Here is a 25,948-nt window from a genome sequence, read left to right as displayed (position 1 = left end):
CGTGTCACGAAGCCCGTTCACATTCACCGTCAGCGCACTGCCGCTCAGCGTCACCGTGTCGCTATAGCCGGTCATCGTCACAACGCGCGCGGCCGAGGTGTTCAGCGTGATGTAATCCCCGCTCAGCGTCACGTAATCGCTCGTGCCCACCAGCGTCACCGACTCGCTCGCACCCGCGAGCGTCACGTAGTCGCTGTTGCCGACCACCGTCGCCACGTTGCCTATTCCGGTCAGAACCACCGTCGTCCCGGACTGCCCCGACACCGTGCTACCCGTGCCGTTCAGCGTCACCTTGGCATTGGTCGCTCCGGCCGCGACCGTGACGGTCTCGTTGCTGCCGGTCAGCGTTACCGTGTCTTGGCTCGCGCTCAGCGTCACGACGGCCCCGCTACCGTTCACCACGGCCGAACTGCCCGCGCTCGCAATCGACAGCGTATCGTTTGTCCCGTTGACGGTGATTGTTCCACCGGGAGCGTTCAGCTCCACCCACCCTGAATTCACCAGCACCGTGTCGTTGGTGCCGGTCACGATCAGGCTGCTGCCGTCTGTGAGCGAAATCGTGGTGTTGCTGACGTTTGTCGTATTGGGCATTCTCGCCTCCCCCGAACCGGCAGTTGATCGCAGAACACGCTGACGCAACTCAGACCACGTCTGGGAATCGGCCGGTTTCGTGGATAACGCCCCTCTGAATCACGCGGCTTGCCGCCGATGATGCCCAACTGGCATTACGCGCAACCTCCCAACAGATCTCCGGGCACAGGCAATCGCCCGCCCGCCTGAGACTGGGCGACCGACCTCTTGCGAAGTACTTCTGTCGATTGCGTGAGTGTGCCGCTGCGCGAACTATGGCGAGTCGTTGCTACTCAGCCTGGTTCGTGACGGGCGCGAGATGATAGAGGAAAGTCATTCACATTCGCCAGCCAACATTCCCCTATTCCCCAAGCACTACCCCTATGTGCACAGTCAGAATGTCGCAACCGATGAAAAAGGGCAAGACACGATCGGAAATAATTTTGGGAGGTGCAGTTCCGAGTTCGGCGAGTGCGAACAGCGCGTCGATAAATTGCTCGTCAAGCCGGGAACCCGCCACGACTATTCCAGCGTCCTGTCGATCGAAATGAGGAGCGCGCTTTTAGAAGAGCGCCCGCCGCTCGCAACAATCGCGGCTTGCGCCGTGACGTGAATTTTGATCTTCGGATCGTGCGACCCGCCCTCGCGGCGCTCCAGCGCGATGGCCCAGATCAGGTGTAGGCTCATTCTTGTCGCGGCGGCCGAATGCAGCACTTCAGCTGCATCACAGTGACAGCTTGCCGATCGACGCCCCGCCATCGACGTGCAGTGTCTGACCGGTCGTGAAAGCTGCGTCGTCGGAGAGAAGAAAGGCGATTGCCGCTGCGACTTCCTCCGGCTTGCCGAAACGGCGCATCGGAATGCTGGCGAGACGGAGGCAGCCGGATGGGCCCAATGCCACGTCTGAGCAAGAATAAAGCCAGTGCAGTTATCGGTTAGAACAAAATAGCGAAAACTACCGCCGAAACTACGATGGCGCCGCCGCCTGTATCCGTCACTCCCACTCGATCGTCCCAGGCGGCTTGCTCGTCACGTCGTACACCACCCGGTTCACGCCCTTCACCTCGTTGATGATGCGCGTCGCGGTCTCGCCTAAGAACTTCATGTCGAACTGGTAGAAATCCGCTGTCATGCCGTCGGTCGAGGTCACGGCGCGCAGGCCGACCACATAATCGTAGGTGCGGCCGTCGCCCATGACGCCCACCGTCTTCACCGGGAGCAGCACGGCAAAAGCCTGCCAGATCTCGTCGTAGAGGCCGTGCTTGCGGATCTGGTCGATGTAGACGGCGTCCGCCTTGCGCAGGATGTCGAGCTTGTCGCGGGTGATCTCGCCGGGGCAGCGGATGGCGAGGCCCGGGCCCGGGAACGGGTGGCGGCCGACGAAGATTTCGGGGAGACCGAGCTCGCGCCCCAGCTTGCGCACCTCGTCCTTGAACAGCTCGCGCAGGGGCTCGACGAGCTTCATGTTCATGCGCTCGGGGAGACCGCCGACATTGTGGTGCGACTTGATGGTCACCGACGGTCCGCCGGTGAAGGAGACGCTCTCGATCACGTCGGGGTAGAGCGTGCCTTGCGCCAGGAAGTCGGCGCCGCCGATCTTCTTGGCCTCGGCCTCGAACACCTCGATGAAGAGGCGGCCGATGGTCTTGCGCTTCTTCTCGGGGTCGGTGACGCCTTCGAGCTCGCCGAGGAACTGCTTGGAGGCATCCACGTGCACGAGCGGGATATTGTAGTGGTGGCGGAAGAGGTCGACCACGGTCTTGGCTTCGTCGAGACGCAACAGGCCATGATCGACGAACACGCACGTCAGCTGGTCGCCGATGGCTTCGTGGATCAGCACGGCCGCGACGGCGGAATCGACGCCGCCGGACAGGCCGCAGATCACCTTGCCCTTGCCGACCTGCTGGCGGATCTTGGCGATCTCCTCCTCGCGGAAGGCGCGCATGGTCCAGTCGCCGGACAGGCCGGCGATCTTGCGGACGAAGTTGCGGATGAGCTTGGCGCCGTCGGGCGTGTGCACCACTTCGGGGTGGAACATCAGGCCGTAATATTTGCGCGTCTCGTCCTGGATGATCGCGAAGGGCGCGTTCGGCGAGGTGCCGGCGACCGAGAAGCCGGGCGGCATCCTGGTGATGCGGTCACCGTGGCTCATCCAGACCTGGTTCTTGCTGCCCGACGACCAGACGTCCGCAAACAGCTGGCTCTGCGCCTTGACCTCGACATCGGCGCGGCCGAATTCGCGGTGATGGCCGCCCTCGACCTCGCCCCCTAACTGGGCCGCCATGGTCATCTGGCCGTAGCAGATGCCCATCACCGGCACGCCGGAATCGAAGATGAGCTGCGGGGCGCGGGGCGAGCCGGCCTCATGCACCGATTCAGGCCCGCCGGAGAGGATCACCGCTTTCGGCTTCATCTCCTTGAAGGCCTCTTCGGCCTTGTTGAACGGGACGATCTCGCAATAGACGCCGTCCTCGCGCACGCGACGCGCGATCAGTTGCGTCACCTGGCTGCCGAAGTCGACGATGAGAATCTTGTCATGCGCCGAGGCCACCGAGGGCGTCGACGCGGAGCGGTCGTTCTGTGCTGCTGTCATGGCCAGCAAATACGCTGGCAACGGGCGCGCCGCAACCGCGCGCGCCGCGCGCCCACATGCTTCTTTGGGCATGGACAAACACATATATGTCAGTATTATTGACCTATTAGGCCCCACCCTCAAACAGGGGCTGATCAGGGAGAACGCCATGCCACAGCATCATCAGCCATCCACGCTTGCCGCGCTCGGCCGGAGCTGGGTCGAGGCCTGGAACGCGCGCGATCTCGAGCGCGTGCTCGCGCTCTACGACGAGGCCGCCGTGATGACCTCGGACCGCATCCCCGCGCTGGGCTTCGACGCCAGCGGCACCGTGCGCGGCAAGGACGCGCTTCGCGCCTATTGGGGCAAGGCGCTTGGGCTTTTGCCGGACCTGCATTTCACGCTGATCGACCTGTTCGTCAGCCCCGACAGCGTCGTGGTGCTCTACGCCAACGAACGCGGCAAGAGGATCTGCGAATATCTGCGGGTCAACGCATCAGGGCTGATCGTGCAGGGCTCGGCGAACCATCTGGTGGCGTAAGCTGCTCTCTCCTCGTCTTTGCGAGGAGCTCTTGCGACGAAGCAATCCAGACCGTCGCCGCGGACGCAATCCTGGATTGCTTCGCTGCGCGCGCAATGACGGAGACCGTGGCGGCAGCATGCGCTAACAACACCACTGCCGGCTCCGAGACAGGATTCCCCCTATGAAGCTCCCCGCCTCCCCCTTCACCGTCACCGACTGGAGCAAGGTCGAGCCGACCACGCATGCCGGCGAGACCGGCCAAGCCACTTGGCGCACGCTCAATATCGGCGAGCTCCGGGTGCGGATGGTCGAGTATTCGCCAGGCTATCTGGCCGACCATTGGTGCGACCGCGGCCATGTCATCTACGTCGTCAAGGGCGAGCTCGACAGCGAGCTGCGTGACGGGCGCACCTTCAAGCTGACGGCGGGGATGAGCTACCAGGTCTCGGATTTCGGCGACGCCGCGCACCGGTCCTCGACGGCGTCAGGGGCGACGCTCTTCATCGTCGATTGAGGTGCGGCGGGCGGTTAATTTGCACCGCAAAATAGAAAAGTCGCGCCACGTTCCGGGCCGCGGGTGGTGCCTTGAACTGGCCCCAAATTCTCGCTATATTGTGATCATCGATACTTGGCCGAACGACTGGGCCGCTTCGCCTTGTTGCTGACGGGCGCGCACGCTTCAGATGACTTCTCCAAACATCGACTGAACAGGGCTATGGGCGCAAGGCTGCGTTCCGGTCCACGTGCGTACTCTCTCTAACTAACTAAAGGAAATTCCCATGGCTATGGGCACCGTGAAGTGGTTCAACACCCAAAAGGGTTATGGTTTCATCCAGCCGGACGACGGCCAGAAGGACGTGTTCGTGCACATCAGCGCCGTCGAGCGCGCTGGCCTCTCCTCCCTCAACGAGGGTCAGAAGGTCTCGTTCGACATCGTCGCTGACCGCCGCAGCGGCAAGTCGTCGGCCGACAATCTCCGCGTCGGCTAACGCCAACGCACCGTTCTGACCACGGACGTACCGGCAGAACGTTAGAAACTTGAAAACCCCGCGACCGGGATCCGGTTTGCGGGGTTTTTGTTTGCCCCGGTCATTCCGGGGCGCCCGCAGGGCGAGCCCGGAATCCATCAGGCCACGGCGACTGTTGCCCGATGGATTCCGGGTTCTCGCTTCGCGAGCCCCGGAATGACGGCGTTGATCAGGCCGTCTTCCTCAACACCGACACGAAGAACCCATCCGTCCCGGTCCTTCTCGGCGTCATCAGCCAGCCCTCGGGCGATTGCAGCGCGGCTTCGGCAAAGGCCTCCGCCTTGTCCCAGAGCACGCTTGCGGTCTGTTCGGGCGGTTGAATCGCGAACTCGCCATGGCGCGCGACGAACGCCCTCACCTGCCCGCCGTTCTCCTCGGACAGCACCGAGCATGTGATGTAGGCGATGCGCCCGCCCGCCTTCACCAGCGGCACGGCGCGCTCCAGCACCTCGGCCTGGTCGCGCAGGCGGATCTCCAGCGCGCCGGGGCGCATGCGCCATTTGGCGTCGGGGTTGCGGCGCCAGGTTCCGGTTCCCGTGCAGGGCGCGTCGATCACGACCAGATCAGCCGAGGCGCGGATGTCGGCGAGCGGATCGGCCTCGCCCTTGGGCGTGCGGACATCGGCATTATGGACGCCGGCGCGCGACAGGCGTTCATGAATGGGAGCAAGTTGCCGCTTGTCACGGTCGGTCGCGATCAGCCGACCTTTGCCCTGCATCAGGGCCGCGAGCGCCAGCGTCTTGCCGCCGGCACCGGCGCAGAGATCGATCACCTGCTCGCCGGGTTTTGCCGCGGTGAACTGGGCCGCAAGCTGCGATCCCTCATCCTGCACTTCAATCGCGCCCTTGACGAAATCCTCCTCGGCCTGGATGCCGGGGTTGCGCGCGTCGGCCGAAAGCTCGATGCGCAGGCCCCTTGCCGACCACGGCGTCGGTTTCGCATGAAGATGAGAAAGCGCCTTCAGCACCTTGTCGCGATTGGATTTTAGCGTGTTGACGCGCAGGTCCAGCGGGGCCCGGCTCGCCATCGCGGCCGCCTCCGCCACGCGGTCCTCGCCGAACACCTTTGCAAGGTGCGGATCAAGCCATTCGGGATAGTCGCCGGCGATCGCGGCCGGCGCATCCTTCAGGGACCGCGAGGCGAGCGCGGCCTGCTCGGCCTCGGTCAGCGGCACCGGCGCAAAGCGGCTGCCGTCGAACAGCGCGCCCATCGTCGCCGCGTCCATGTCGCGCTCGAGCCGGAGCATGCCGATCAGCCGCGCGCGCGCGGTATCGGCGTCCATCAGCCAGGCACTCGAGGCGTAGCGGCGCAGAACGTCCCAGACGAGGCCGGCGATGGCGGCGCGGTCGCCGGAGCCGGCGAAGCGGTGCGCGGTGCCCCACTCTTTCAGCGCTTTCGCCGCGGGCACGCGGTCCTTCTCGATGGTGTCGATCAGTTCGATGGCTGCGGACAGCCGGGCAGCGGGGGTCATTTGAATCTTTCAGTGAATCTTGCAGGTCAGGAATTGCGCGCAAGCGTCAGATCAGCAACAGCATCTTCAGCGCGAAGTAGATCCACATCGCCAGCAGCACGAGGCAGCCGGCAAGCCAGACCGAGGAGCGGCGGCCGAGATCGTTCGAGGAGACGAACACGCCGGCATGGGCGAACCGCGTCACCACGAACACCCAGGACATCAGCACGATGAAGAGATCGGCATGGCGGAGCGGGAGCGCCAGCGCGATCAGAACGTAGAACAGCACCGGCAACTCGAACTGGTTGCGGTAGCAATTGGCGATTTGCGTGGCGCCCTTGGGCCAGTTCGGCTCGCCCAGCGCGATGTCGCGGATCTTGGTCTCGCCCGCAACCAGCGCGCGGCGGCGCGCCAGCACCATGCCGATCAGCAGCGCGAAGGTGAGCCCCACCTGCACGAACACAGGCAGCAGAACCATCTGGATAGACATCGGAACTTTCCCGTAAGGCGGCACGCCGCGGACCGTCATTAGCCGCGTCTGCTGGTTCTGACAATCAACGAGTTGAACCGGCGTTCCAGATCTTGCGACCAACCAGCGATAGTTAAAGCGATTTCGGCCCCATCACGGGGCCCGAGGCGAGATGGCGCCATGACCACCCTTTCCAGCCTTTGGAGCGATTCCGCCGACGGCCAGCTCGGTATCCTGATGTCGGCCCTGTCAGGTATCGCGATGGCGCTCGCGGTCGCGCTGGCCATGACGGTGTATTTTCGCCTGAGCTACCGCAGCTGGCGCGATGTCGTCCGGCATGGTCTCGCCGGGTTCGCGGCGCTCGCCTTGTTCGCCTTTGCCGCCTACGATATGCGCCACGCCGCGCTCGCCTATCTCGGTCTCAATCCGTCGAAGCCCGCGGTCGAGTTCGAGATCCGCATGCCCCGGGAGATGCTGGCGGCGGCGACCGACAGCCAGATCGAGCTGCATACCGACCGCAACCAGATCCTGGCGCTGGTCGACGGCGTCCGCGACCTCGCCGACGGCCGCGCGCTGCTGCGGGGCGCGGTCGCGCTCAACCACCGCACCGCCGACCGCGTGCTGGTCGTGAACCTGCCGGGCAAGGGCACGTTCGAGTTCCGCCTGCGCCTGCCCGCCGAGCCGCATCGCTCCACAGAGTTCGGCCCCTGGCACCTCGCCGACCGCATCGCCTCAAAGCTCGCAGGGCCGATCGCGCCGCAGGACGCCTACACCATCCGCTATCGCGTGCTTTAAACTTTGTTCGCCTGCGATCCATCCCGCGCCGTCATCGTATCGACGCGCGAGGGCGGCTAAGCTGACCGCATGTCCGAATTTCGCCTGACGCAGATTTCCGACACCCATCTCGGCCGGCGCTTCCCCGGTCTGATCGCCAACTTCCATCGCGTTTGCGAGCACATCGACACTGAGCGGCCCGATCTCGTCGTCAACAGCGGCGACGTCGCCTTCGACGGGCCGACCGGCCGCGACGATGTCGTCTTCGCCAAAGGCCTGCACGACGCCCTGCCCGTCGCGTGCCGCTACATTCCCGGCAATCACGACATCGGCGACAATCCGACCGCGATCGGACCGGCGCCAAAGCCGCCGGTCAGCGAGGCGCATCGCCGGCAATTCTGCGACATCATCGGCGAGGACCATTGGGCCTTCGAGGCCGCGGGCTGGCGCTTCATCGGCCTCAACACGCTGGTGATGAATTCAGGGCTCGCCTTCGAGGCCGCGCAGTTCGACTGGCTGGCGTCCGAGATCGCGCGCACGAACGGCCGGCCGGTCGCGCTGTTCTTGCACAAGCCGCTCTTCCTCAATTTGCCCGACGATCCTGAAACGCCGGAGACCTCGATCCGCTACGTGCCACAGCCGGCGCGGGCTCGGCTGATCGAGATGTTTGCGGGCGTCGATCTGCGCCTGGTCGCCAGCGGCCACGTGCACCAGCGGCGCGACTTCAGCTGGCGCCACACCCGCCATGTCTGGGCGCCGTCGGCCGGCTTCATCATCAACGATCAGCGGCAGGACCGGATCGCGATCAAGGAGGTCGGGCTGGTCGAGTATCGCTTCCGCCCCGACAGTTTCGAGGTTCGCCACGTCAGGGCCGCGGGTCAGGTCGATGTCGACATCGAGGAGCTCTTCGCCCAGATGGGCGGCGCGCACTGACGCGCTCGGCCGCTCAGGCGACGCTCTTGAGGTCCTGCTGGATCGCAGCGAGCAAGGACTGCAGCGCCTCGCTGTTCACCGGCTTGGCCGCGAGATCATTGGCGGGCGGCTGCCTGACAGGCAATGCGGCCTTGACCGGACGCTTCGGGAATGGCGGCGGCGGTGTCGGCATCGAGGGGCGGGTCAGACCGCCCTCCTCGTCGACATGGACGAACTTGCCGTGGATGACGTCGTCGCGACGGCCCATGATGAACATGGCCGTCCAATAGCCGGCGGCCAGCAGGATTACGCAGAAAACACTGATCTCTAACATCGCAGCACCTGAAATATGCGCGATGATTCAATGCCTTCGCGGGCCCGTCAATGAACGGCCGGTCACACCTGCGGCTTTTGCGGGCAGGTGTGACCATTTGGTGACTCTTTTTTAACTATCCCCATCAGGCGTGTGGCTCTCGAGCCACGTGAGTCCCACTCCCTGTCGCCTCAAGCGCGATGAGTCGCGCTTTAGGTTGTTGTTTGGGCATCATCCTCCGGAGAACCGCTTCGCACTTTTCCGGATCACGCCTAGGCCTTGTCCGGCCCGACCCGGACCAGCTGCTTGCCGAAATTGGCGCCCTTCAACAGGCCCATGAAGGCACCGGGCGCGCTCTCCAAGCCTTCGGTGACGAACTCCTTGTACTTGACCTTGCCGTCGCGAACCCATCCCGACATGTCGCGCAGGAAGTCGCCGTGGCGGGAGGCGAAGTCGGAGACGATGAAGCCGCGGAAGGTCAGCCGCTTGGTCAGCGTCGCGCGCATCATGCTGGCGGCCCATTTCGGCGCCTTGGCCTCGGTGTCGTTGTAATGCGCGATCAGGCCGCAGACCGGCACGCGCGCAAACGGGTTGAGCAGCGGGAACACCGCCTCGAACACGGCACCGCCGACATTCTCGAAATAGACGTCGATGCCTTTCGGGCAGGCGTCCTTCAGCTTGGCAGCGAGATCGGGATCGCGGTGGTCGATGCAGGCATCGAAGCCGAGCTCCTTCACCACGTAGTCGCACTTGTCCTTGCCGCCGGCAATGCCGACTGCGCGTGCGCCCTTGATCCTGGCGATCTGCCCCACCGCCGAGCCGACCGCACCGGAGGCGCCGGCGACGACGACAGTCTCGCCTGCTTGTGGCTTGCCGATGTCGAGCAGGCCCGTATACGCGGTCATGCCGGGCATACCGAGCACGCCGATCGAGGTCGAGATCGGACCGAGTTTCGGATCGACCTTGATCAGGCCCTTGCCATTCGAGATCGCATGCGTCTGCCAGCCCGAGCGGATGCGAACGATGTCGCCTACCGCAAAGTCAGGATTGTTGGAGGCCGCGACCTCGCTCACCGCCTCGCCTTCCATCACGCCGCCGACCGGCACCGGTGCGGCATAAGACGGTCCCTCACTCATGCGCCCGCGCATATAAGGATCGAGCGACAGCCAGATCGTACGCAGCAGCACTTCGCCCGCGCCGGGCGTCGGCACCGCGAATTCCTCCAGACGAAAATCAGACGGCTTGGGCTCGCCGACGGGACGCGCGGCGAGAACGATGCGCTTTGCTTGGGACATGGCTTCCTCCGAATTGTGTTTCGGCGTGAACGGAAGCGGAGGGAGCGAGGCGCGTCAATACAAAAGCGGTGGAGCGCATAGACGCAGCGGCACAGGCAGCTCTCGTGTCCCGGACGCGCTGCAGCGCTCTTGCGCTGCTGCGCAGAGCCGGGACCCAGCAGGCAACACGGTATGTTCGGAGACATGGGCCCCGGCTCTGCAGCGCATCACACCGGACGACGCTTCGCATCGCCGGGGGTGCTGCGCTGCGTCCGGGGCACGAGAGCGCCGCGGACGAGGACGGAGCGACTAACCCCCGCCCGGATAGTTGGGACTCTCGCGGGTGATGGTGACGTCGTGGACGTGGCTCTCGCGCAGGCCCGCGCCGGTGATGCGGACGAACTGGGCCTTCTCGTGCAGCTCCTTCATGTCCTTTGCGCCGACATAGCCCATCGCGGCGCGCAGGCCGCCGGCGAGCTGGTGCATGACATGGCCGACCGCGCCCTTGTAGGGCACCTGGCCCTCGATGCCTTCAGGCACGAGCTTGAGCGTATCCTTGATGTCCTGCTGGAAATAGCGGTCGGCCGAGCCGCGCGCCATCGCGCCGACCGAACCCATGCCGCGATAGGCCTTGTAGGAACGGCCCTGCCACAGGAACACTTCGCCGGGCGTCTCGTCGGTGCCGGCCAGCAGCGACCCGACCATGGCGATGTCGGCACCGGCGGCGAGCGCCTTGGCGAGGTCGCCAGAGAACTTGATGCCGCCGTCGGCGATGACGGGAATGTCGGCCTTCTTCGCCGCCTCGACCGCATCCATGATCGCGGTAAGCTGGGGAACGCCGACGCCGGCGACGATGCGCGTGGTGCAGATCGAGCCCGGACCGATGCCGACCTTGATGCAGTCGGCGCCCGCGTCGATCAGTGCCTGCGTGCCTTCCGTGGTGGCCACGTTGCCGGCAACGACCTGAACCGAGTTGGAGAGGCGCTTGATCCGGTTCACGGCATGCAGCACGTGGCGGGAATGGCCGTGCGCGGTGTCGACGACGATGAGATCGACGCCGGCATCGATCAGCCGCTCGGTTCGCTCGAAGCCGGTATCGCCGACGGTGGTGGCGGCGGCAACGCGCAGGCGCCCCTGCGCATCCTTGCAGGCGAGCGGATGGGCGACCGCCTTCTCCATGTCCTTGACGGTGATGAGACCGACGCAGCGATATTGCTCGTCGACCACGAGCAGCTTCTCGATGCGGTGCTGATGCAGCATCCGCCGCGCCTCGTCCTGGCTGACATTCTCGCGCACCGTGACAAGGCCTTCATGCGTCATCAGCTCGGAGACTTTTTGCCTGCGGTCGGTGGCAAAGCGCACGTCGCGATTGGTGAGGATGCCGACCAGCTTGCCGGGCGTGTTCTTGCCGGCGCCGGTGACGACGGGAATGCCGGAGATGCCGTGATCGCTCATCAGCTTCAGCGCTTCGTCGAGCGTGGCGTCGGGACTGATGGTGAGCGGGTTCACCACCATGCCCGACTCATAGCGCTTGACCTGCCGCACCTGGGCCGCCTGCCCTTCGGGCTCGAAATTGCGGTGGATGACGCCGAGACCGCCGGCCTGCGCCATGGCGATCGCCATGCGGGACTCGGTGACCGTGTCCATGGCCGAGGCCATGATCGGGATGTTGAGCGGAATGGCGCGGGTGACGCGGGAGCGGATGTCGACCTCGCCCGGCATGACATCCGACAGGCCCGGCTTCAACAGCACGTCGTCGAACGTAAAGGCTTCGCGGATGCCCTGAAGTTGCACCGTGGCCATTTGCCAACTCCTTCCTGCGGCCTTGCCGCAAATGCTAATGGATGAGCGCCGCCCTCGGCGTACCTTGCGGCATCGCCTTGAGAATCGGAGCCCATCGGTGGGGTTGACGCGGGTCGATAGCACGGCCACGTGACGAATCAAAGCAATTCGGACCGCTGGCCAGCCATGCACAGGCTTTTTTGGGTGGTATCGGCGGGGATGGCCGGTCCGCCCTCCCTCCGCCGTCATTCCGGGGCGCGACGAAGTCGCGAACCCGGAATCCATGTCCCGGCGGTGCCCGCATCCCGATGGATTCCGGGTTCGCGCCAATTGGCGCGCCCCGGAATGACGAGAGAGTGAGAAGCCGTGCGCCCCGGCATGACGGAGGGGCCAGACCGTGTCACGCAGGATTTAGGTGCTATGCGCCGATCCGCAATGGTCGCAGGCGAGCGCCGGTGATAAGCCGCAAACGGCCTCTCCTTCCGATTTCCCTTACCAATCCGTCATGGTCGACAAGCAACGCATCATTCCGCTGATCGTGGCCACCGCACTGTTCATGGAGAACATGGACTCGACGGTGATCGCCACCTCGCTGCCGGCGATCGCGGCCGACATCGGCACCAGTCCGCTGACGCTGAAGCTCGCGATCACCTCCTATCTGCTGTCGCTCGCGGTGTTCATCCCGGCGAGTGGCTGGACCGCCGACCGGTTCGGCGCGCGGATGGTGTTCGCGATCGCGGTCGGCGTGTTCATGGTCGGCTCGGTCGGCTGCGCGCTGTCGTCCTCGGTCACCGATTTCGTGTTCGCGCGCATCCTGCAGGGCATGGGCGGGGCGATGATGACGCCGGTCGGGCGCCTCGTGCTGCTGCGCTCGGTGGACAAGAGCGCGCTGGTCAACGCCATGGCGTGGGTGACGGTCCCTGCCCTGATCGGTCCGGTGATCGGGCCGCCGCTCGGCGGCTTCATCACGACCTACGCGTCGTGGCACTGGATCTTCCTGATCAACATCCCGATCGGGCTGCTCGGCATCTTCATGGCGCTGAAGTTCATCGACCCGATCAAGAGCGAGGAACGCGAGCCGTTCGATCTCTACGGCATGGTGCTCGCCGGCATCGGGCTCGCAGGCATCGCCTTCGGCCTGTCGGTTGCCGGGCTGAACCTGCTGCCGTGGAGCACGGTCGCGGCGCTGATCGCCGGCGGCGCGATCTCGATGACGCTCTACGTCATGCACGCCCGGCGTACCGGCTCGCCGGTGCTCGATTTCTCCCTCCTGAAGCTGCCGACGCTGCGGGCGGCCGTGTTCGGCGGCTTCCTGTTCCGGCTCGGCATCGGCGCGCTGCCGTTCCTGCTGCCGCTCTTGATGCAGATCGGCTTCGGTCTGTCGCCGTTCCATTCAGGCCTCGTCACCTTTGCCTCCTCGCTCGGGGCCATGGGCATGAAGACGCTGGCGGCGCGCCTCATCCGCACTTTCGGCTTCCGCAACCTGATGACGGTGAACGCGATCGTCAGCGCGTTCTTCCTCGCCGTCTGCGCGCTGTTCACGGTGACGACGCCGCTGCTCATCATCATGGTCATCCTGGTGGTCGGCGGCTTCTTCCGCTCGCTGGAGTTCACCGCCATCAACACGGTCGCCTATGCCGACGTCGAGACTGCGCAGATGAGCCGCGCAACGACGCTAGTCAGCGTCAACCAGCAGCTGGCGGTCTCGGCCGGCGTCGCCGTCGGTGCGGCCTGCGTGGAGACGACGATGTGGTTCCACCATGTCAGCGAGATCGACGCCACCGTGTTCGCACCGGCCTTCCTCGTGGTCGCGCTGACCTCGGCGGCGTCGAGCTGGTTCTTCTGGCAGATGCCTGCGGATGCCGGCCACGAAATCTCCGGCCGCAAGGCGGTGGAGATTGCGAGCCGCAAGGGCGCCGGCAAGGGCGCGGAGAAGGCCGGCGTCAAGGCGGCATCCGAGGATACGCAGGACGTGCGGGATCAGCGGCTGGGATGAAAGCTGCGGCGGCCCAGGCGTCTCAGGATCGGGTTGCCGGCTGCAGCGGAACCAGGGCGTAGCCGACGCCGCGCACCGTCGCGATCGGCGCGGCGACACTGCCAAGCTGCATCTTCCGGCGCAGCCGCACGATCAGGTTGTCGACGGTGTGCTCGCTGATCTCCCTGGGATCGCGGTTCGAGATGACGTCGAGCAGGAAGTCGCGACTGAGCGGCTGCGTCATGTGCGAGGCCAGCGCCACGAGGATGTTGAACTCCCCCGCGGTCAACTGGACCATGCTTCCATCAGGGCGGAACAGCTCGCGCCGGACCGGATCGAGGATCCAGCCGTCGAAGGTGATGATCGATTCCGTCGTCCGCCGCAACACGCTGCGGATTCGGGCCAGCAGCGTGCGCAGATTGATCGGCTTGGAGACGTAATCGTCTCCGCCGGCATCGAGGCCGGACAGCATGTCGTCCTCGGAGTCGCGGCTGGTGACGAAGATCAGGCCGCATTTTTCGCCGAGCCGCAACTCGCGCGCCAGCGCGATGCCGTCGGCGTCAGGAAGGTTGATATCGAGCAGGACGATGTCGGGCCGAAGCTTGGGCAAGGCGGTGCGCAGCTCGGCGCCGGTCGCCAAGCCATGCGCGGCCATGCCCTGCTCCCTCAGGAACGAGGTCAGCATCAGCCGGATTTCCGGCGCATCCTCAACAACGAGCACACTGGTCGACATCTGCTCTCCGAAATCACCTCTAACGGCCGCGCGAGGCCGCGGCGCCTCATCCGACGGCGCCCTGCTCCCTCAACACCAGACCGATCTGCCGGCGCAGCGCGTTGACGGCTTCATCGCGGTCGCGAAGCCCCGCCAGCACCGTCCTTGCGGCGATCATCGCATCGTCGGCGCTCGCGGCAAGTTCGGACATGCGCAGATTGGCCGCGCTGCCCTTGATGCGGTGGGCGATGCCCGCCAGCTCCTTCGGCGTCAGATCGCTGCGCGCCAGCGCGCGGTCGAGCTCCAGCAGGCTGTCGGCAAACAGCTCCTGGAATTCGTCGATGCGATCCCGCCCGAACACCTCTTCGAGCGAGAACGCGCTGTCGGGTGTTTCCGCGGCGAGGAACGCCTCGATTTTCCAGATGACCTCCTCCGCAGACAGCGTCGCCGCAAGCACGAGATCGGCGCCTTCCTCCAGCATCCGGGTGCCGTCCTCCGGCGCGGACGCGGCGATGATGAAGACGCGCTTGCCCTGATCCGGAGCGCGCGAACGCAAGCCCAGCACGAATCCGGGCGGCGGGGCGACCGCGACGATCGCGGCGAATTCGCGCGCCGCCAGCATCGCACCGGCGGCATCGAACGAGCCGGCCGGAAAGACGCGAAAGCCGAGACGCCGGAGCGGATCGTGGGTAGCCTTGCGCCCGTCGCCCACCACGAGGACATCACCGCCGGCATTGAGCGGCGCCCCGGGCCCGGCCACGGGCCAGCGCCGGCTCGCCAGCGCCGTCTCGACCGCACGATGCAGGGCCGCAGCGTCGATCGGCTTGGCCAGATGCCCGTCCATCCCCGCCGCACGACAGGCCTCGACATCCTCCGCCATGACGTTGGCGGTCAAGGCCACGATCGGGACCTCGCTTTGCGGCGAGGCCAGCGCGCGAATGCGCCGCGTGGCCTCCAACCCGTCGACGTCGGGCATCTGCACGTCCATGAGCACGGCGTCGAAGCGCGCGCTGCGGACGAGCTCGATCGCCTGCTCGCCCGACTTGACCAGCGCGGTCCGATGACCTGCCCGCTCGAGCATCCCGCGCGCGACGGCCGCATTGATCTGGAGGTCCTCGACCAGCAACAGGTTCAAGGGCCTCGTCGGCGCAGGCGTCTCGTCCGCCGGATCGCGCATGGCCGGCCCGTCGGCCGCCGGCAGCGGCAACGAGAAGCGGAAGCGGCTGCCGAGCCCCGGCGTGCTCTCGGCTTCGATCTGCCCCTTCATGCCCTCGACGAGCCGCTTGCAGATCGCAAGGCCGAGGCCCGTGCCGCCGAAGCGCCGACGGATCGAGGCATCGCCCTGTTCGAAGGATTGGAACAGCCGGGCCTGCTGCTCGGGCGGAATGCCGATACCGGTGTCCGCAACGCAGAAGACGACGACCGCCTCGTCCTGCGGGCGCGATGCGGTGACCTCGACCGTGACGCCGCCCCGGCTCGTGAATTTCAGGGCGTTGCCGATCAGGTTGAAGAGAATCTGCCGCAGCCGCGACTGATCGCCGAGCACCCAGCGTGGCACCGTCTGAGAAATCGCGAGATGCAGCGTCAGCCCCTTCTCATGCGCGCGCGGCGACATCAGGTTGACGATCTCGCGCAGCCCCTGCCTGACATCGAACGGGGCACGTTCGTAAATGTCGGCCTGTCGTTCGAGCTTCGATATATCGAGGATGTCGTCGAGGATCTTGAGCAGTCCCTGCGCCGAGGAACGAATGGTCGAGACCCGCCGGCGCTGGGACGGCGGCAATGGATCATCCAGCGCCAGTTTCGCCATGCCGAGGATTCCGTTCATGGGCGTGCGGATCTCGTGGCTCATGACGGCCAGGAAGTCGGCCTTGACGCTCGCTGCCGCCTCCGCCGCGTCCTTGGCTTCGCGCAAATCGAGGTTGATCTGCTGCTCGCGCGCAATGCGCAGATATTCCTCGCGCCTGAGACGGTTGAACTGTGTGCGCGCCATCGCACCGACGACGTAACCGACCAGTATGACCAACCCTATGATCGTCAGGTCGAGCGGGCTCTCCGGGTCCGGCCTGAGCACTGCCCAGAACAACAGGCTGACCGTGGGGGCGTAAGCGCTCAACAGCGTGACCCAGCGGAAGCGCCCGGGGACACAGAGGTTGAGCGCGATGGCGATCAGCGGCAGCAGCAATCCGCCGTGACGGGTCAGGCTCGGCTGGTCGAAGACGAGCGCATTGAGCGTGAAGAACGCAATCTGGTGCGCATAGGTGATCGCGACGATGCGCGCGTATCGCGTCGTCTGCAGCACGGCGAGCACGGCGGCAAGCGCTGCGAGCGCGATCAGGATCCGGATCTCGGTGAAGAACGCCAGCCGCGGGCCGGTCAGCATCAGAAAATCCAGCGGCGCGAACGACAGGCTCGCGGCCGTCTCGGCGAGGATGCAGAGCAGCGCCATCGCGCGCGCCGACTGCCACACGCTCGCGGAGAATGCCGCCTCCATCTTGCCGTCGCGAAATTCGCCGCTCGGCCCTATGACCCCGCGAAGGTCGAATTCTACCGCCGGCATTCCGGCCCCATCTCCTCGCCAGCCAACCACGCGCATCCTTTGCAGGAGCGCCCAGCTCTCGTCCAGCGTCAATTCCGGCGCGCCGCGCGCACCGCGGCTACGATCAACCGGGGTTGATGTTGCAATCGCAGATGGGAGATTTCGCCTGTGGCCATCCTTCGAGAAGGACGGGGCGCGCGCTCAGGTCCCGCCGCGAAATCCCGTGGCCAGCACGTAGCGTTCCGAGGAGTCCTGCCGGCTCGCGGCCGGCTTGACGTGGCGCACGGTGGCGAAGTCGCGCTTGAGCTGGGCGAGCAGATCGGCGTCGGCTCCGCTCTGGAAGGTCTTTGCCAGGAAGGTGCCGCCGGGCTTCAGCACGTCGCAGGCGAACGCGGCAGCGGTCTCGACCAGGCCGACGATGCGAAGCTGGTCGGTCTTGCGGTGGCCGGTGGTATTGGCGGCCATGTCGGACATCACGACGTCGGCGCCGCCGCCCAGCATCGCGGTGAGCTTTTCGGGCGCGTCATTGTCCATGAAGTCGAGCTGGGCGAAGTCGACGCCGGGAATCTCGGGCATCTCCAACAGATCGATCGCAACGACCTTGCCTTTGCCCTCGGTGGAGCCGACGCGCTTGGCGGCGATCTGGCTCCAGCCGCCGGGCGCAGCGCCAAGGTCGACCACGGCCATGCCGGGCTTCAGGAAGCGAAACTTGTCGTCCATCTCCAGAAGCTTGAACGCGGCGCGCGAGCGATAGCCCGCGGCCTTGGCTTTGGCGACATAGGGATCGTTGAGCTGGCGTTCGAGCCAGAGCTTCGACGACAATTTGCGCTTGCCGCCGGTCTTGACCTTGGTCTTGACTTGGACGTGCAAGCGGCCGGTGGTGTCCTTGGCCATCTCACCAGCTCCTGAGTGCGCCGTCCTCGCGCATCATCTCGACCAGCATGCCCTCGCGCAGGCCCCGGTCGGCGACGCGCAGGCGCGGCAGCGGAAAGGCGCGGCGGATGGCATCGAGGATGGCGCAGCCGGCGAGCACGAGATCGGCGCGCTCGACGCTGATGCAGCTGTTGTTGGCGCGCTCCTCGTAGCTCATGCCGAGCAGCTTGTTGATGGTCGCGGTGATGTCGGAATCGTTCATCCAGACGCTGTCGATGCGGCGGCGGTCGTAGCGCGCGAGATTGAGATGGATGCCGGCGAGCGTCGTCACCGTGCCCGAGGTGCCGAGCAGGTGCATATCGGTGAGATCGCGGCCATGCTCTGCAGCAAACGGCGTGACGTGGCTTGCGACCTCCTGCTCCATCGCGGCATAGATCTCCGGCGTGACGTCGCGGCCGCCGAACTGCTCGGCGAGCGTGACCACGCCATAGGGGATCGACATCCAGGCTTTGATGCGCGGCTCCGGATTTTGAGCGTCGCGTTCGATCCGCACCAGCTCGGTCGAGCCGCCGCCGATGTCGAACAGGATCGCGCCGCGCCCCCTGGGATCGACCAGCGGCGAGCAGCCGAGCACGGCGAGCGCGGCCTCGGTCTCGCGGTCGATCACTTCCAGCTCGATGCCGGTCTCGGCCGCGACGCGGCTGCGGAACCCCTCCGCATTCGAGGCCGCGCGGCAGGCTTCGGTCGCGATCAGCCGCAGCCGCCGCGCTTTCCGTAGATTGATCTTGTCGCGGCAGATGCTGAGCGCGGCGATGGCGCGCTCGATCGCGGCATCGCTGATGCAGCCGGTTGCCGAGACGCCCTCCCCGAGCCGAATGATGCGCGAGAAGGAATCGACGACGCGAAAGCCGTCCTGGGTCGGACAGGCGATCAGCAGCCGGCAATTGTTGGTTCCGAGGTCCAGCGCCGCGTAGACGCCGGTTCCCGGCGCTTGCGCGGCGACGGCCGGTTCGGTGGCCAACGCCACCGTCGCCATCGACCCCTCCAGCTCACCGTGCGGCCCATGTTGGCTTACATGGCCGTCGCGGAGCCGCGTGTGGTCATTCATACAAACTGTCTTTCCGCGGCCGGTCGGGCCGGTCTGGAATTGCTTTTTCGCCTGAAACATTAGCAGCGCGGCGGGTATGCGCAACAACGCATCACATGGGACCATGCCCATTCGTGCGTTGTCGTGAACGGGACCGTGGGTTATTTTTGGGTGGTCCGGTCCCCCTAGGCGCCCCCCAAAACGCGCAATTGCCGGCTTTTCAGGTCAATTCCATGCAAGAACACACCAAATCGTCCACGCTCGAAAACGCTATTGCACTGCAAAAATATGGCGTCGGGCAGCCCGTCCGCCGCAAGGAGGACGACACGCTGGTGCGCGGCAAGGGCCGCTACACCGACGATTTCAACCTGCCCGGCCAAGCCTATGCCGTGGTCGTCCGTTCCACCCACGCCCACGGCACCATCCGCGGCATCGGCATTGATGCCGCCAAGGCGATGCCGGGCGTGCTGGGCGTCTGGACCGGCAAGGATCTCGACGCCGCCGGCTACGGCCCCTTTACCTGCGGCCTGCCGCTGAAGAGCCGCGACGGCTCGCCCCTGCTGCAGACCAACCGCCAGCCGCTGGCGACCGACAAGGTCCGCTTCGTCGGCGATCCCGTCGCCTTCGTGGTGGCCGAGACGCTGGCGCAGGCCCGCGACGCCGCCGAGGCGGTCGAGCTCGACGTCGAGCCGCTGCCGGCGGTAACCGACCCCGAGGAAGCCGCCAGACCCGGCGCGCCGCAGCTTTACGACCATATCCCGAACAACGTGGCGCTCGACTACCATTATGGCGACATCGACAAGGTCAACGCGGCTTTTGCCAGCGCAGCCCATGTCACCAAGATCGACATCGAGAACACCCGCGTCGCCGTGGTCTCGATGGAGCCGCGCGTCGGCCTTGCCTCCTACGACAAGAAGACCGAGCGCTACACCATCCAGGTGCCGACCCAGGGCGTCGCCGGCAACCGCGCCAACCTCGCCAAGAACCTGAAGGTGCCGAACGAGAAGGTGCGGATCCTCACCGCCAATGTCGGCGGCTCCTTCGGCATGAAGAACATCAACTATCCCGAGTACATGTGCATTCTTTACGCGGCCAAGGCGCTGGGCCGTCCGGTGAAATGGCTCGACGAGCGCTCGACCGCCTTTCTCTCCGACAGCCACGGCCGTGCGCAGAAGATCCATGCCGAGCTGGCGCTCGACGCTGAAGGGCACTTCCTCGCGGCCAAGCTGTCCGGCTACGGCAACCTCGGCGCCTACATCACCGGCGTCGCACCGGGGCCGCTCTCGCTCAACACCGGCAAGAACTTTTCCAGCGTCTATCGCACGCCGCTGATGGCGGTCGACATCAAGGTGGTGCTGACCAACACCACGTTGATGGGCGCCTACCGCGGCGCCGGCCGGCCCGAGGCCAATTATTACATGGAGCGGCTGATCGACCGCGCCGCCGACGAGATGGGCATCAACCGCCTGACCTTGCGCAAGCGCAACTTCATCAAGCCGAGCCAGATCCCGTTCGCGGCCTCCTCCGGCGTGACCTATGACAGCGGCGACTTCCAGGCCGTGTTCAACAAGGCGCTCGAAATCTCCGACCACGAGAACTTCGCCAAGCGCAAGAAGGAGAGCAAGAAGGCCGGCAAGCTGCGCGGTATCGCGGTCGGCTCCTATCTCGAGGTCACGGCGCCGCCGAGCCCCGAGCTCGGCAAGATCGTGTTCGATGCCGATGGCTCCGTGCAGCTCATCACCGGCACGCTCGACTACGGCCAGGGTCACGCCACGCCGTTCGCGCAGGTGCTGAGCGCGCAGCTAGGAGTGCCCTTCGAGAGCATCAAGCTGGTTCAGGGCGACAGCGACATCGTCCACACCGGTAACGGGACCGGCGGCTCGCGCTCGATCACCGCGACCGGCCAGGCCATCGTCGGCGCTGCCAAGCTCGTCATAGAGAAAGGCAAGCGCGCCGCGGCGCACATGCTCGAAGCGTCCGAAGCCGACATCGAATTCGAAGGCGGCAGCTTCACGATCGCCGGCACCGATCGCAGCATCGACATCATGGAGCTCGCCAAGCGCTTGCATGACGGCAAGGTACCTGACGGCGTGCCTGACTCACTCGATGTCGATCACACCAGCGAACCGGTCGCCTCCGCGTTCCCGAACGGCTGCCACGTCGCCGAGGTCGAGATCGATCCTGAGACCGGCGTGGTGCAGATCGTGCGCTACAGCGCGGTCAACGATTTCGGCACGGTGATCAACCCGCTGCTGGTCGCCGGCCAGCTCCATGGCGGTGTCGTCCAGGGCATCGGCCAGGCGCTGATGGAGCACATCCGCTACGACGACAGCGGCCAGCCGATCACGGGCTCGCTGATGGACTACGCCCTGCCCCGCGCCGAGGACGTGCCCAACATGACGATCGGCGATCATCCGGTACCCGCCACCACCAATCCGCTCGGCAGCAAGGGCTGCGGCGAAGCCGGCTGCGCCGGCAGCCTGTCGACGGTGGTGAACGCGGTGCTCGATGCGCTCTCGGATTATGGCATCAAGCACATCGACATGCCGCTGACCCCGGAGCGCGTGTGGCGCGCGATCCAGGACGCGAAGGCAAAGGCGGCGTAAGCGCCGTCTTGTCGTTCCGGGGCGATGCGCAGCATCGAACCCGGAACCTCGAGATTCCGGGTTCGGTCCTGTGGACCGCCCCGGAATGACGGCGCTGCGTGCTACGCCGCCGCCTGCTCCCGCGGCTGGGTGATCGCGGTATGCTGGCAGTGCGCGATCGGCGTCGTGCCGTTGGCGACGACGAGTGCGTCGAGCTCGACGAAGCGGTGGCCCTTCTTTTCGTAGTTCGCAGTGACCTTTGCCCGCGCGGCGATCTCATCGCCGGCGCGCAGCGCAGACAGCAACTGCATGCGGCTGCCGACGTGGATCCACGGGCCCAGGATCGTGTTGTCCACCAGCACGCGGTTCATCACGCGCTGGATCAGGCCGGGATGGCCGAAGCCTTCGCGCGCGAAGATCGGATCGGTCTCCCTGACGTCGGTGAGATAATCCGCCGCATCCTGCCCGGCCCAGCGGCGCGGCGTCGTGCCCAGCCATTTGCCCATCTCGAACGTTGCAGGATCGACCGGCTTGCGCTCGGCGACCGCGGGGACCTCGACATAGTCGCTCAGCGCCACCGCCGGCGCAGCGGCCGGCAGCGAGGCCGTCCCCGTGGCGCACAGTGTGGTGCGGCTGAACACTTCGATCGTCAGCAGGCCGTTGTGCTCGGTGGCATCGACATCAGCGGCCTCGCCATCATAGACCGGCTTGATGAAGCGCGCCTCGACCAGCCCGCGTGACAGGAAATCACGCCCCCAGCGGGCGATCGGCACGTGCATCATGTAGGCGAAGACATCGACGCCCGGGACCAGCCCGCCGGAAAAGCCGAAGCGGCGCGCCACCGTGTCGTCATGCATCTTGTTTTCGGATTGTTTGGCGGTGTTGTAGGCCTCGACGCGGTAGGTTTCGAGCCGGTTCGGCATGGCTTGGCGTTCCCCATATTCTTGTTTCGGGACCGATCGTAGGCCCCGGGGAACAGCGGTCAATCCCCTCGCCTTTGCGGCCCGAATGGGGTACCACGCGGCGGAATGACCGATACCCCCACCCGCATCTATGTCGATGCCGACGCCTGTCCGGTGAAGGACGAGATTTACCGCGTGGCGCTCCGACACGGCGTGCCCGTGAGCGTGGTCGCCGGCAACTTCATTCGCGTGCCCCAGGACCCGCTGATCTCGCGCATTGCCGCAGGCAGCGGCATGGACGCGGCCGACGACTGGATCGCCGAGCGCGCCAGGCCGGGCGACGTCGTGGTGACCTCGGACATCCCGCTGGCGAGCCGCTGTGTGAAGGCGGGCGCCGACGTGATCGCGCCGAACGGCAAGCCCTTTACCGAGGAATCGATCGGCATGACGCTGGCGGTACGCAATCTGATGACGGATTTGCGCTCGGCCGGCGAGGTCACCGGCGGCCCCAGATCATTCGCGCCGCGCGACCGCTCCGCCTTCCTCTCGGCGCTCGACCAGACGCTGCGCCGGATCCAGCGCCGCCGCGCCGACCAAGCCGCAACACATCAGGGCTGACCATGGCGCCCCCGCTGATCCAACTCAAGGACATCAGGCTGACCTTCGGCGGCACGCCGCTGCTGTCGGGCGTCGAGCTCAATGTCGCTCCATCCGAACGCGTCTGCCTGATCGGCCGCAACGGCTCGGGCAAGTCGACGCTGCTCAGAATCGCGGCCGGCCTTGTCGAGCCCGATAGCGGCACCCGCTTCGTGCAGCCCGGCGCCACCGTGCGCTATCTGCCGCAGGAGCCCGACTTCGGCGACCACAAGACCACGCTGGCCTATGTCGAGTCCGGGCTCGCCCCCGGCGACGACCAGCATCAGGCGCGCTACCTGCTGGAGCAGCTCGGCCTCACCGGAGAGGAGAACCCGCACAATCTCTCCGGCGGCGAAGCCCGGCGCGCGGCGCTGGCCTACGTGCTGGCGCCCTCGCCCGACATTCTGCTGCTGGACGAGCCGACCAACCATCTCGATCTCGCCACCATCGAATGGCTGGAACAGGAGCTCGACTCCAGGCGCAGCGCACTGGTGATCATCAGCCACGACCGCCGCTTCCTCACCAATCTGTCGCGCTCCACGGCCTGGCTCGACCGCGGCAAGATCAAGCAGATCGACCGTGGCTTTGCCTCGTTCGAGACCTGGCGCGACGAGGTGCTGGCCGAGGAAGAGCGCGACCAGCACAAGCTCGACCGCAAGATCGTCGACGAGGAGCACTGGCTGCGCCATGGCGTTTCCGGGCGCCGCAAGCGCAACGTCAAGCGCCTCGCCAATCTGCATGCGCTGCGCGACCAGCGCCGCAACTATCGCGGCACCGCCGGCACCGCCAGCCTCGCAGCTAGCGAAGCCGACCAATCCGGCAAGCTGGTGATCGAGGCCAAGGGGATCACCAAGGCCTATGGCGAGCGCAAGATCGTCGAGAACTTCTCGACCCGCATCCAGCGCGGCGACCGGCTCGGTATCATCGGCCCGAACGGCGCCGGCAAGACCACACTGGTCAATCTGCTCACCGGCGGCATGCAGCCTGACTCCGGCACCGTACGGCTAGGGGCCAATCTGGAGACAGCCACGCTCGACCAGCACCGGGAAAGCCTCGATCCCAAATCGACACTGGCCGAGGCACTGACCGGCGGCCGTGGCGATCAGATCATGGTCGGCGGCAAGCCGAAGCACGTCGTCGGCTACATGAAGGACTTCCTGTTCGCCCAGGAGCAGCGCGGCACCCCGGTGGAAGTTCTCTCCGGCGGCGAGCGCGGCCGGCTGATGCTGGCGCGCGCGCTGGCGAAGCCGTCCAACCTCCTGGTGCTTGACGAGCCGACCAACGACCTCGATCTCGAAACCCTCGACGTGCTCGAGGAGATGCTCGGCGACTACGAGGGCACCGTCATCCTGATCAGCCACGACCGCGACTTCCTCGACCGCATCGTCACCTCCGTGATCGCGCCTGAAGGTAACGGCAAGTGGATCGAGTATGCCGGCGGCTACAGCGACATGCTGACCCAACGCGGCGCGGACCTCAAGCGCGAGGCGGCGAAGGCGCAAGCCCCTGTCGAGAAGAAGGAGGAGCGTGCTGCGGCTCCCTCGTCCGCGCCGAAGCGCAAGCTGAGCTTCAATGAGAAGCACGCGCTGGAGACGCTGCCGAAGAAGATGGAGACGTTGCAGGCCGACATCGCCAGGCTGCAGCGCGTGCTCGACGATCCCAATCTTTATGCGAAGGATCGCAAGAAATTCGACGATACCTCGGCCGCCATCGCCAAGGCGCATGACGAACTGTCCGCCGCCGAAGAGCGCTGGCTCGAACTTGAAATGCTCCGCGAAGAGATTGAACAGGCCTAACCCATGACAACCACCCTCGCCGCCAAGATCGCCCGCGAATACGGCACGCCCTGCGCCGTCATCGACATGGACAAGGTCGAGCGCAACATCGCGCGCATCCAGAAGGCCTGCGACGAGGCCGGAATCGCCAATCGTCCCCACATCAAGACGCACAAGAATCCGACCATCGCCAGGATGCAGGTCGCGGCCGGCGCCAAAGGCATCACCTGTCAGAAGATCGGCGAGGCCGAGATCATGGCCAATGCCGGCATCGACGACATCCTGATCAGCTACAATCTGCTGGGCGAAGAGAAGATGGCGCGGCTTGGCGCGCTGAATGCCAAGACCAACATGACAGTCGCCGCCGACAATTCGACCGTCGTCGCGGGGCTGCCCAAAGCCGCCGCAGCGTCCGGCCGCCCGCTGTCGGTCGTGGTCGAATGCGACACGGGTCGCAAGCGTGCGGGCGTCGAGACGCCGGCCGAGGCGATTGCGCTGGCGCGCGAGATCGCGGGGTCCAAGGGGCTCGAATTCGCCGGCTTCATGCTCTACCCGACCGAGACCGGCTGGGGCGATGCACAGAAATTCTATGACGAGGCTCTGGCCGGCGTGCGCGCGCACGGCCTGGATGCCAAGATCGTCTCCACCGGCGGAACACCGAACCTCGTCAACATCGGCAAGCTCAAGGGCGGCACCGAGCACCGTTTCGGCACCTACATCTACAACGACCGCATGCAGGTCGCGGCCGGCGTCGCCAGCTGGGACGACTGCGCGCTGCACATCTATTCGACCGTGGTGAGCCGCGCCGCGCCCGAGCGCGGCATTCTCGATGCCGGCTCGAAGACGCTGACCTCGGACACCGGCGGCCTCGACGGCCACGGCCTGATCCTGGAGCACCCCGAAGCCAAGATCGCCAAGTTCGCCGAGGAGCACGGCTTCCTCGACCTCTCCCGCAGCAACACCCGCCCCAATGTCGGCGACGTCGTCCGCATCGTGCCGAACCACGTCTGCGTCGTCGTCAACATGATGGACGAGGTGTTGATGGTGCGCGGCGAGGAGATCATCGGCACGCTGCCGGTGGCGGCGCGCGGCAAGCTGCGGTAGACTAGGCGGAGCGCCCGCGCATCCTTCGAGGCGCGGCCTCAGGTGCTTTGCACCGGAGGCCGCGCACCTCAGGATGACGCTCTCTCTTGAGCT

Annotated in this window: 24 protein-coding genes; 10 read left to right on the top strand and 14 right to left on the bottom strand. The window is 65.9% G+C overall.

What is annotated here, in order from left to right:
* From TSA1_RS40490 to guaA, 4 genes are all read right to left on the bottom strand, one after another.
* Positions 1-591 (bottom strand): YdhT family protein (locus TSA1_RS40490; protein WP_488226052.1); only part of this gene is annotated, 591 nt, incomplete at its 3' end.
* Positions 592-1,092: 501 nt separating this feature from the next.
* A complete protein-coding gene (locus TSA1_RS39465) occupies positions 1,093-1,257 on the bottom strand; it encodes a hypothetical protein (protein WP_161497304.1) in 165 nt (54 codons plus the stop codon).
* Positions 1,258-1,294: 37 nt separating this feature from the next.
* Positions 1,295-1,426: an SDR family oxidoreductase gene (locus TSA1_RS36895; protein ID WP_100180613.1), complete on the bottom strand. Its 132-nt coding sequence runs from the start codon at positions 1,424-1,426 to the stop codon at positions 1,295-1,297.
* Positions 1,427-1,564: 138 nt separating this feature from the next.
* On the bottom strand, positions 1,565-3,163 hold the full coding sequence (gene guaA / locus TSA1_RS36890; protein WP_100180612.1) for a glutamine-hydrolyzing GMP synthase: 1,599 nt from the start codon (positions 3,161-3,163) through the stop codon (positions 1,565-1,567).
* Between the two features lie 148 nt (positions 3,164-3,311).
* On the opposite strand from guaA, the gene TSA1_RS36885 reads away from it, so the two are divergent.
* From TSA1_RS36885 to TSA1_RS36875, 3 genes are all read left to right on the top strand, one after another.
* A complete protein-coding gene (locus tag TSA1_RS36885) occupies positions 3,312-3,683 on the top strand; it encodes a nuclear transport factor 2 family protein (protein WP_100180611.1) in 372 nt (123 codons plus the stop codon).
* 163 nt (positions 3,684-3,846) lie between these two features.
* Positions 3,847-4,179, top strand: a complete 333-nt coding sequence (locus TSA1_RS36880; RefSeq protein WP_100180610.1) for a DHCW motif cupin fold protein — start codon at positions 3,847-3,849, stop codon at positions 4,177-4,179.
* A 265-nt stretch (positions 4,180-4,444) separates the two neighbouring features.
* Entirely contained in the window at positions 4,445-4,654 is a 210-nt protein-coding gene (locus TSA1_RS36875) for a cold-shock protein (protein WP_008141931.1), read from the top strand.
* Between the two features lie 208 nt (positions 4,655-4,862).
* Here the strand turns inward: TSA1_RS36875 and TSA1_RS36870 are convergent, their stop codons facing one another.
* Positions 4,863-6,164, bottom strand: coding sequence for an RsmB/NOP family class I SAM-dependent RNA methyltransferase (locus TSA1_RS36870; protein ID WP_100180609.1), 1,302 nt, complete (start codon positions 6,162-6,164; stop codon positions 4,863-4,865).
* A 46-nt stretch (positions 6,165-6,210) separates the two neighbouring features.
* Positions 6,211-6,633, bottom strand: a complete 423-nt coding sequence (locus tag TSA1_RS36865; protein ID WP_100181547.1) for an MAPEG family protein — start codon at positions 6,631-6,633, stop codon at positions 6,211-6,213.
* 159 nt (positions 6,634-6,792) lie between these two features.
* Between TSA1_RS36865 and TSA1_RS40225 the strand changes: the two genes are divergently transcribed.
* Together TSA1_RS40225 and TSA1_RS36855 are read left to right on the top strand one after the other, a co-directional pair.
* Positions 6,793-7,407: an acriflavin resistance protein gene (locus TSA1_RS40225; RefSeq protein WP_174719243.1), complete on the top strand. Its 615-nt coding sequence runs from the start codon at positions 6,793-6,795 to the stop codon at positions 7,405-7,407.
* Positions 7,408-7,476: 69 nt separating this feature from the next.
* Positions 7,477-8,319 (top strand): metallophosphoesterase family protein, encoded by an 843-nt coding sequence (locus TSA1_RS36855; RefSeq protein WP_100180608.1) that lies wholly within the window; start codon positions 7,477-7,479, stop codon positions 8,317-8,319.
* Between the two features lie 13 nt (positions 8,320-8,332).
* Here TSA1_RS36855 and TSA1_RS36850 read toward each other — a convergent pair whose 3' ends face one another.
* The 3 genes from TSA1_RS36850 to guaB form a co-directional block, all read right to left on the bottom strand.
* The gene (locus TSA1_RS36850) at positions 8,333-8,632 is read right to left on the bottom strand and encodes a hypothetical protein (protein WP_100180607.1); all 300 of its coding nucleotides are present in this window, start codon (positions 8,630-8,632) and stop codon (positions 8,333-8,335) included.
* A 251-nt stretch (positions 8,633-8,883) separates the two neighbouring features.
* Positions 8,884-9,906, bottom strand: coding sequence for an NADP-dependent oxidoreductase (locus TSA1_RS36845; RefSeq protein ID WP_100180606.1), 1,023 nt, complete (start codon positions 9,904-9,906; stop codon positions 8,884-8,886).
* A 288-nt stretch (positions 9,907-10,194) separates the two neighbouring features.
* The gene (guaB, locus tag TSA1_RS36840; RefSeq protein WP_100180605.1) at positions 10,195-11,688 is read right to left on the bottom strand and encodes an IMP dehydrogenase; all 1,494 of its coding nucleotides are present in this window, start codon (positions 11,686-11,688) and stop codon (positions 10,195-10,197) included.
* Between the two features lie 484 nt (positions 11,689-12,172).
* Here guaB and TSA1_RS36835 point away from each other — a divergent pair, with 484 nt between their 5' ends.
* Positions 12,173-13,663 carry a DHA2 family efflux MFS transporter permease subunit gene (locus tag TSA1_RS36835; RefSeq protein ID WP_100180604.1) on the top strand — a complete coding sequence of 497 codons (1,491 nt, stop codon included), beginning with the start codon at positions 12,173-12,175 and terminating at the stop codon, positions 13,661-13,663.
* A gap of 22 nt (positions 13,664-13,685) precedes the next feature.
* On the opposite strand, the gene TSA1_RS36830 is transcribed toward TSA1_RS36835, so the two are convergent.
* The 4 genes from TSA1_RS36830 to TSA1_RS36815 all read right to left on the bottom strand — a co-directional run bounded on the left by TSA1_RS36830 (position 13,686) and on the right by TSA1_RS36815 (position 18,874).
* Positions 13,686-14,375 carry a response regulator transcription factor gene (locus tag TSA1_RS36830; RefSeq protein WP_100180603.1) on the bottom strand — a complete coding sequence of 230 codons (690 nt, stop codon included), beginning with the start codon at positions 14,373-14,375 and terminating at the stop codon, positions 13,686-13,688.
* A 46-nt stretch (positions 14,376-14,421) separates the two neighbouring features.
* A complete protein-coding gene (locus TSA1_RS36825; protein ID WP_161497303.1) occupies positions 14,422-16,914 on the bottom strand; it encodes a sensor histidine kinase in 2,493 nt (830 codons plus the stop codon).
* 180 nt (positions 16,915-17,094) lie between these two features.
* On the bottom strand, positions 17,095-17,787 hold the full coding sequence (locus tag TSA1_RS36820; RefSeq protein ID WP_100180601.1) for an RlmE family RNA methyltransferase: 693 nt from the start codon (positions 17,785-17,787) through the stop codon (positions 17,095-17,097).
* A 1-nt stretch (position 17,788) separates the two neighbouring features.
* On the bottom strand, positions 17,789-18,874 hold the full coding sequence (locus TSA1_RS36815; protein ID WP_100181546.1) for a Ppx/GppA phosphatase family protein: 1,086 nt from the start codon (positions 18,872-18,874) through the stop codon (positions 17,789-17,791).
* A gap of 212 nt (positions 18,875-19,086) precedes the next feature.
* Between TSA1_RS36815 and TSA1_RS36810 the strand changes: the two genes are divergently transcribed.
* Positions 19,087-21,459 carry a xanthine dehydrogenase family protein molybdopterin-binding subunit gene (locus TSA1_RS36810; protein WP_100180600.1) on the top strand — a complete coding sequence of 791 codons (2,373 nt, stop codon included), beginning with the start codon at positions 19,087-19,089 and terminating at the stop codon, positions 21,457-21,459.
* 101 nt (positions 21,460-21,560) lie between these two features.
* Here the strand turns inward: TSA1_RS36810 and TSA1_RS36805 are convergent, their stop codons facing one another.
* On the bottom strand, positions 21,561-22,361 hold the full coding sequence (locus TSA1_RS36805; RefSeq protein WP_100180599.1) for a hotdog family protein: 801 nt from the start codon (positions 22,359-22,361) through the stop codon (positions 21,561-21,563).
* 105 nt (positions 22,362-22,466) lie between these two features.
* Between TSA1_RS36805 and TSA1_RS36800 the strand changes: the two genes are divergently transcribed.
* From TSA1_RS36800 to TSA1_RS36790, 3 genes are read left to right on the top strand one after another with little or no spacing between them, the layout of a single operon-like run.
* On the top strand, positions 22,467-22,958 hold the full coding sequence (locus tag TSA1_RS36800; RefSeq protein WP_100180598.1) for a YaiI/YqxD family protein: 492 nt from the start codon (positions 22,467-22,469) through the stop codon (positions 22,956-22,958).
* A gap of 2 nt (positions 22,959-22,960) precedes the next feature.
* The gene (locus TSA1_RS36795; RefSeq protein WP_100180597.1) at positions 22,961-24,772 is read left to right on the top strand and encodes an ABC-F family ATP-binding cassette domain-containing protein; all 1,812 of its coding nucleotides are present in this window, start codon (positions 22,961-22,963) and stop codon (positions 24,770-24,772) included.
* Between the two features lie 3 nt (positions 24,773-24,775).
* Positions 24,776-25,855: a D-TA family PLP-dependent enzyme gene (locus TSA1_RS36790; protein WP_100180596.1), complete on the top strand. Its 1,080-nt coding sequence runs from the start codon at positions 24,776-24,778 to the stop codon at positions 25,853-25,855.
* Positions 25,856-25,948: the final 93 nt, after the last annotated feature.

This window comes from Bradyrhizobium nitroreducens, assembly GCF_002776695.1.
In the GTDB taxonomy this organism is placed as follows: domain Bacteria; phylum Pseudomonadota; class Alphaproteobacteria; order Rhizobiales; family Xanthobacteraceae; genus Bradyrhizobium; species Bradyrhizobium nitroreducens.
This window is presented reverse-complemented; position numbering and strand designations above follow the sequence as displayed.

What these genes read in the sequence shown, in the direction of transcription:
- TSA1_RS39465 (WP_161497304.1), bottom strand. Translation starts at nt 1,257, where the DNA reads ATGAGCCTACACCTGATCTGGGCCATCGCGCTGGAGCGCCGCGAGGGC.
- TSA1_RS36895 (WP_100180613.1), bottom strand. Translation starts at nt 1,426, where the DNA reads ATGCGCCGTTTCGGCAAGCCGGAGGAAGTCGCAGCGGCAATCGCCTTT.
- guaA (WP_100180612.1), bottom strand. Translation starts at nt 3,163, where the DNA reads ATGACAGCAGCACAGAACGACCGCTCCGCGTCGACGCCCTCGGTGGCC.
- TSA1_RS36885 (WP_100180611.1), top strand. Translation starts at nt 3,312, where the DNA reads ATGCCACAGCATCATCAGCCATCCACGCTTGCCGCGCTCGGCCGGAGC.
- TSA1_RS36880 (WP_100180610.1), top strand. Translation starts at nt 3,847, where the DNA reads ATGAAGCTCCCCGCCTCCCCCTTCACCGTCACCGACTGGAGCAAGGTC.
- TSA1_RS36875 (WP_008141931.1), top strand. Translation starts at nt 4,445, where the DNA reads ATGGCTATGGGCACCGTGAAGTGGTTCAACACCCAAAAGGGTTATGGT.
- TSA1_RS36870 (WP_100180609.1), bottom strand. Translation starts at nt 6,164, where the DNA reads ATGACCCCCGCTGCCCGGCTGTCCGCAGCCATCGAACTGATCGACACC.
- TSA1_RS36865 (WP_100181547.1), bottom strand. Translation starts at nt 6,633, where the DNA reads ATGTCTATCCAGATGGTTCTGCTGCCTGTGTTCGTGCAGGTGGGGCTC.
- TSA1_RS40225 (WP_174719243.1), top strand. Translation starts at nt 6,793, where the DNA reads ATGACCACCCTTTCCAGCCTTTGGAGCGATTCCGCCGACGGCCAGCTC.
- TSA1_RS36855 (WP_100180608.1), top strand. Translation starts at nt 7,477, where the DNA reads ATGTCCGAATTTCGCCTGACGCAGATTTCCGACACCCATCTCGGCCGG.
- TSA1_RS36850 (WP_100180607.1), bottom strand. Translation starts at nt 8,632, where the DNA reads ATGTTAGAGATCAGTGTTTTCTGCGTAATCCTGCTGGCCGCCGGCTAT.
- TSA1_RS36845 (WP_100180606.1), bottom strand. Translation starts at nt 9,906, where the DNA reads ATGTCCCAAGCAAAGCGCATCGTTCTCGCCGCGCGTCCCGTCGGCGAG.
- guaB (WP_100180605.1), bottom strand. Translation starts at nt 11,688, where the DNA reads ATGGCCACGGTGCAACTTCAGGGCATCCGCGAAGCCTTTACGTTCGAC.
- TSA1_RS36835 (WP_100180604.1), top strand. Translation starts at nt 12,173, where the DNA reads ATGGTCGACAAGCAACGCATCATTCCGCTGATCGTGGCCACCGCACTG.
- TSA1_RS36830 (WP_100180603.1), bottom strand. Translation starts at nt 14,375, where the DNA reads ATGTCGACCAGTGTGCTCGTTGTTGAGGATGCGCCGGAAATCCGGCTG.
- TSA1_RS36825 (WP_161497303.1), bottom strand. Translation starts at nt 16,914, where the DNA reads ATGCCGGCGGTAGAATTCGACCTTCGCGGGGTCATAGGGCCGAGCGGC.
- TSA1_RS36820 (WP_100180601.1), bottom strand. Translation starts at nt 17,787, where the DNA reads ATGGCCAAGGACACCACCGGCCGCTTGCACGTCCAAGTCAAGACCAAG.
- TSA1_RS36815 (WP_100181546.1), bottom strand. Translation starts at nt 18,874, where the DNA reads ATGAATGACCACACGCGGCTCCGCGACGGCCATGTAAGCCAACATGGG.
- TSA1_RS36810 (WP_100180600.1), top strand. Translation starts at nt 19,087, where the DNA reads ATGCAAGAACACACCAAATCGTCCACGCTCGAAAACGCTATTGCACTG.
- TSA1_RS36805 (WP_100180599.1), bottom strand. Translation starts at nt 22,361, where the DNA reads ATGCCGAACCGGCTCGAAACCTACCGCGTCGAGGCCTACAACACCGCC.
- TSA1_RS36800 (WP_100180598.1), top strand. Translation starts at nt 22,467, where the DNA reads ATGACCGATACCCCCACCCGCATCTATGTCGATGCCGACGCCTGTCCG.
- TSA1_RS36795 (WP_100180597.1), top strand. Translation starts at nt 22,961, where the DNA reads ATGGCGCCCCCGCTGATCCAACTCAAGGACATCAGGCTGACCTTCGGC.
- TSA1_RS36790 (WP_100180596.1), top strand. Translation starts at nt 24,776, where the DNA reads ATGACAACCACCCTCGCCGCCAAGATCGCCCGCGAATACGGCACGCCC.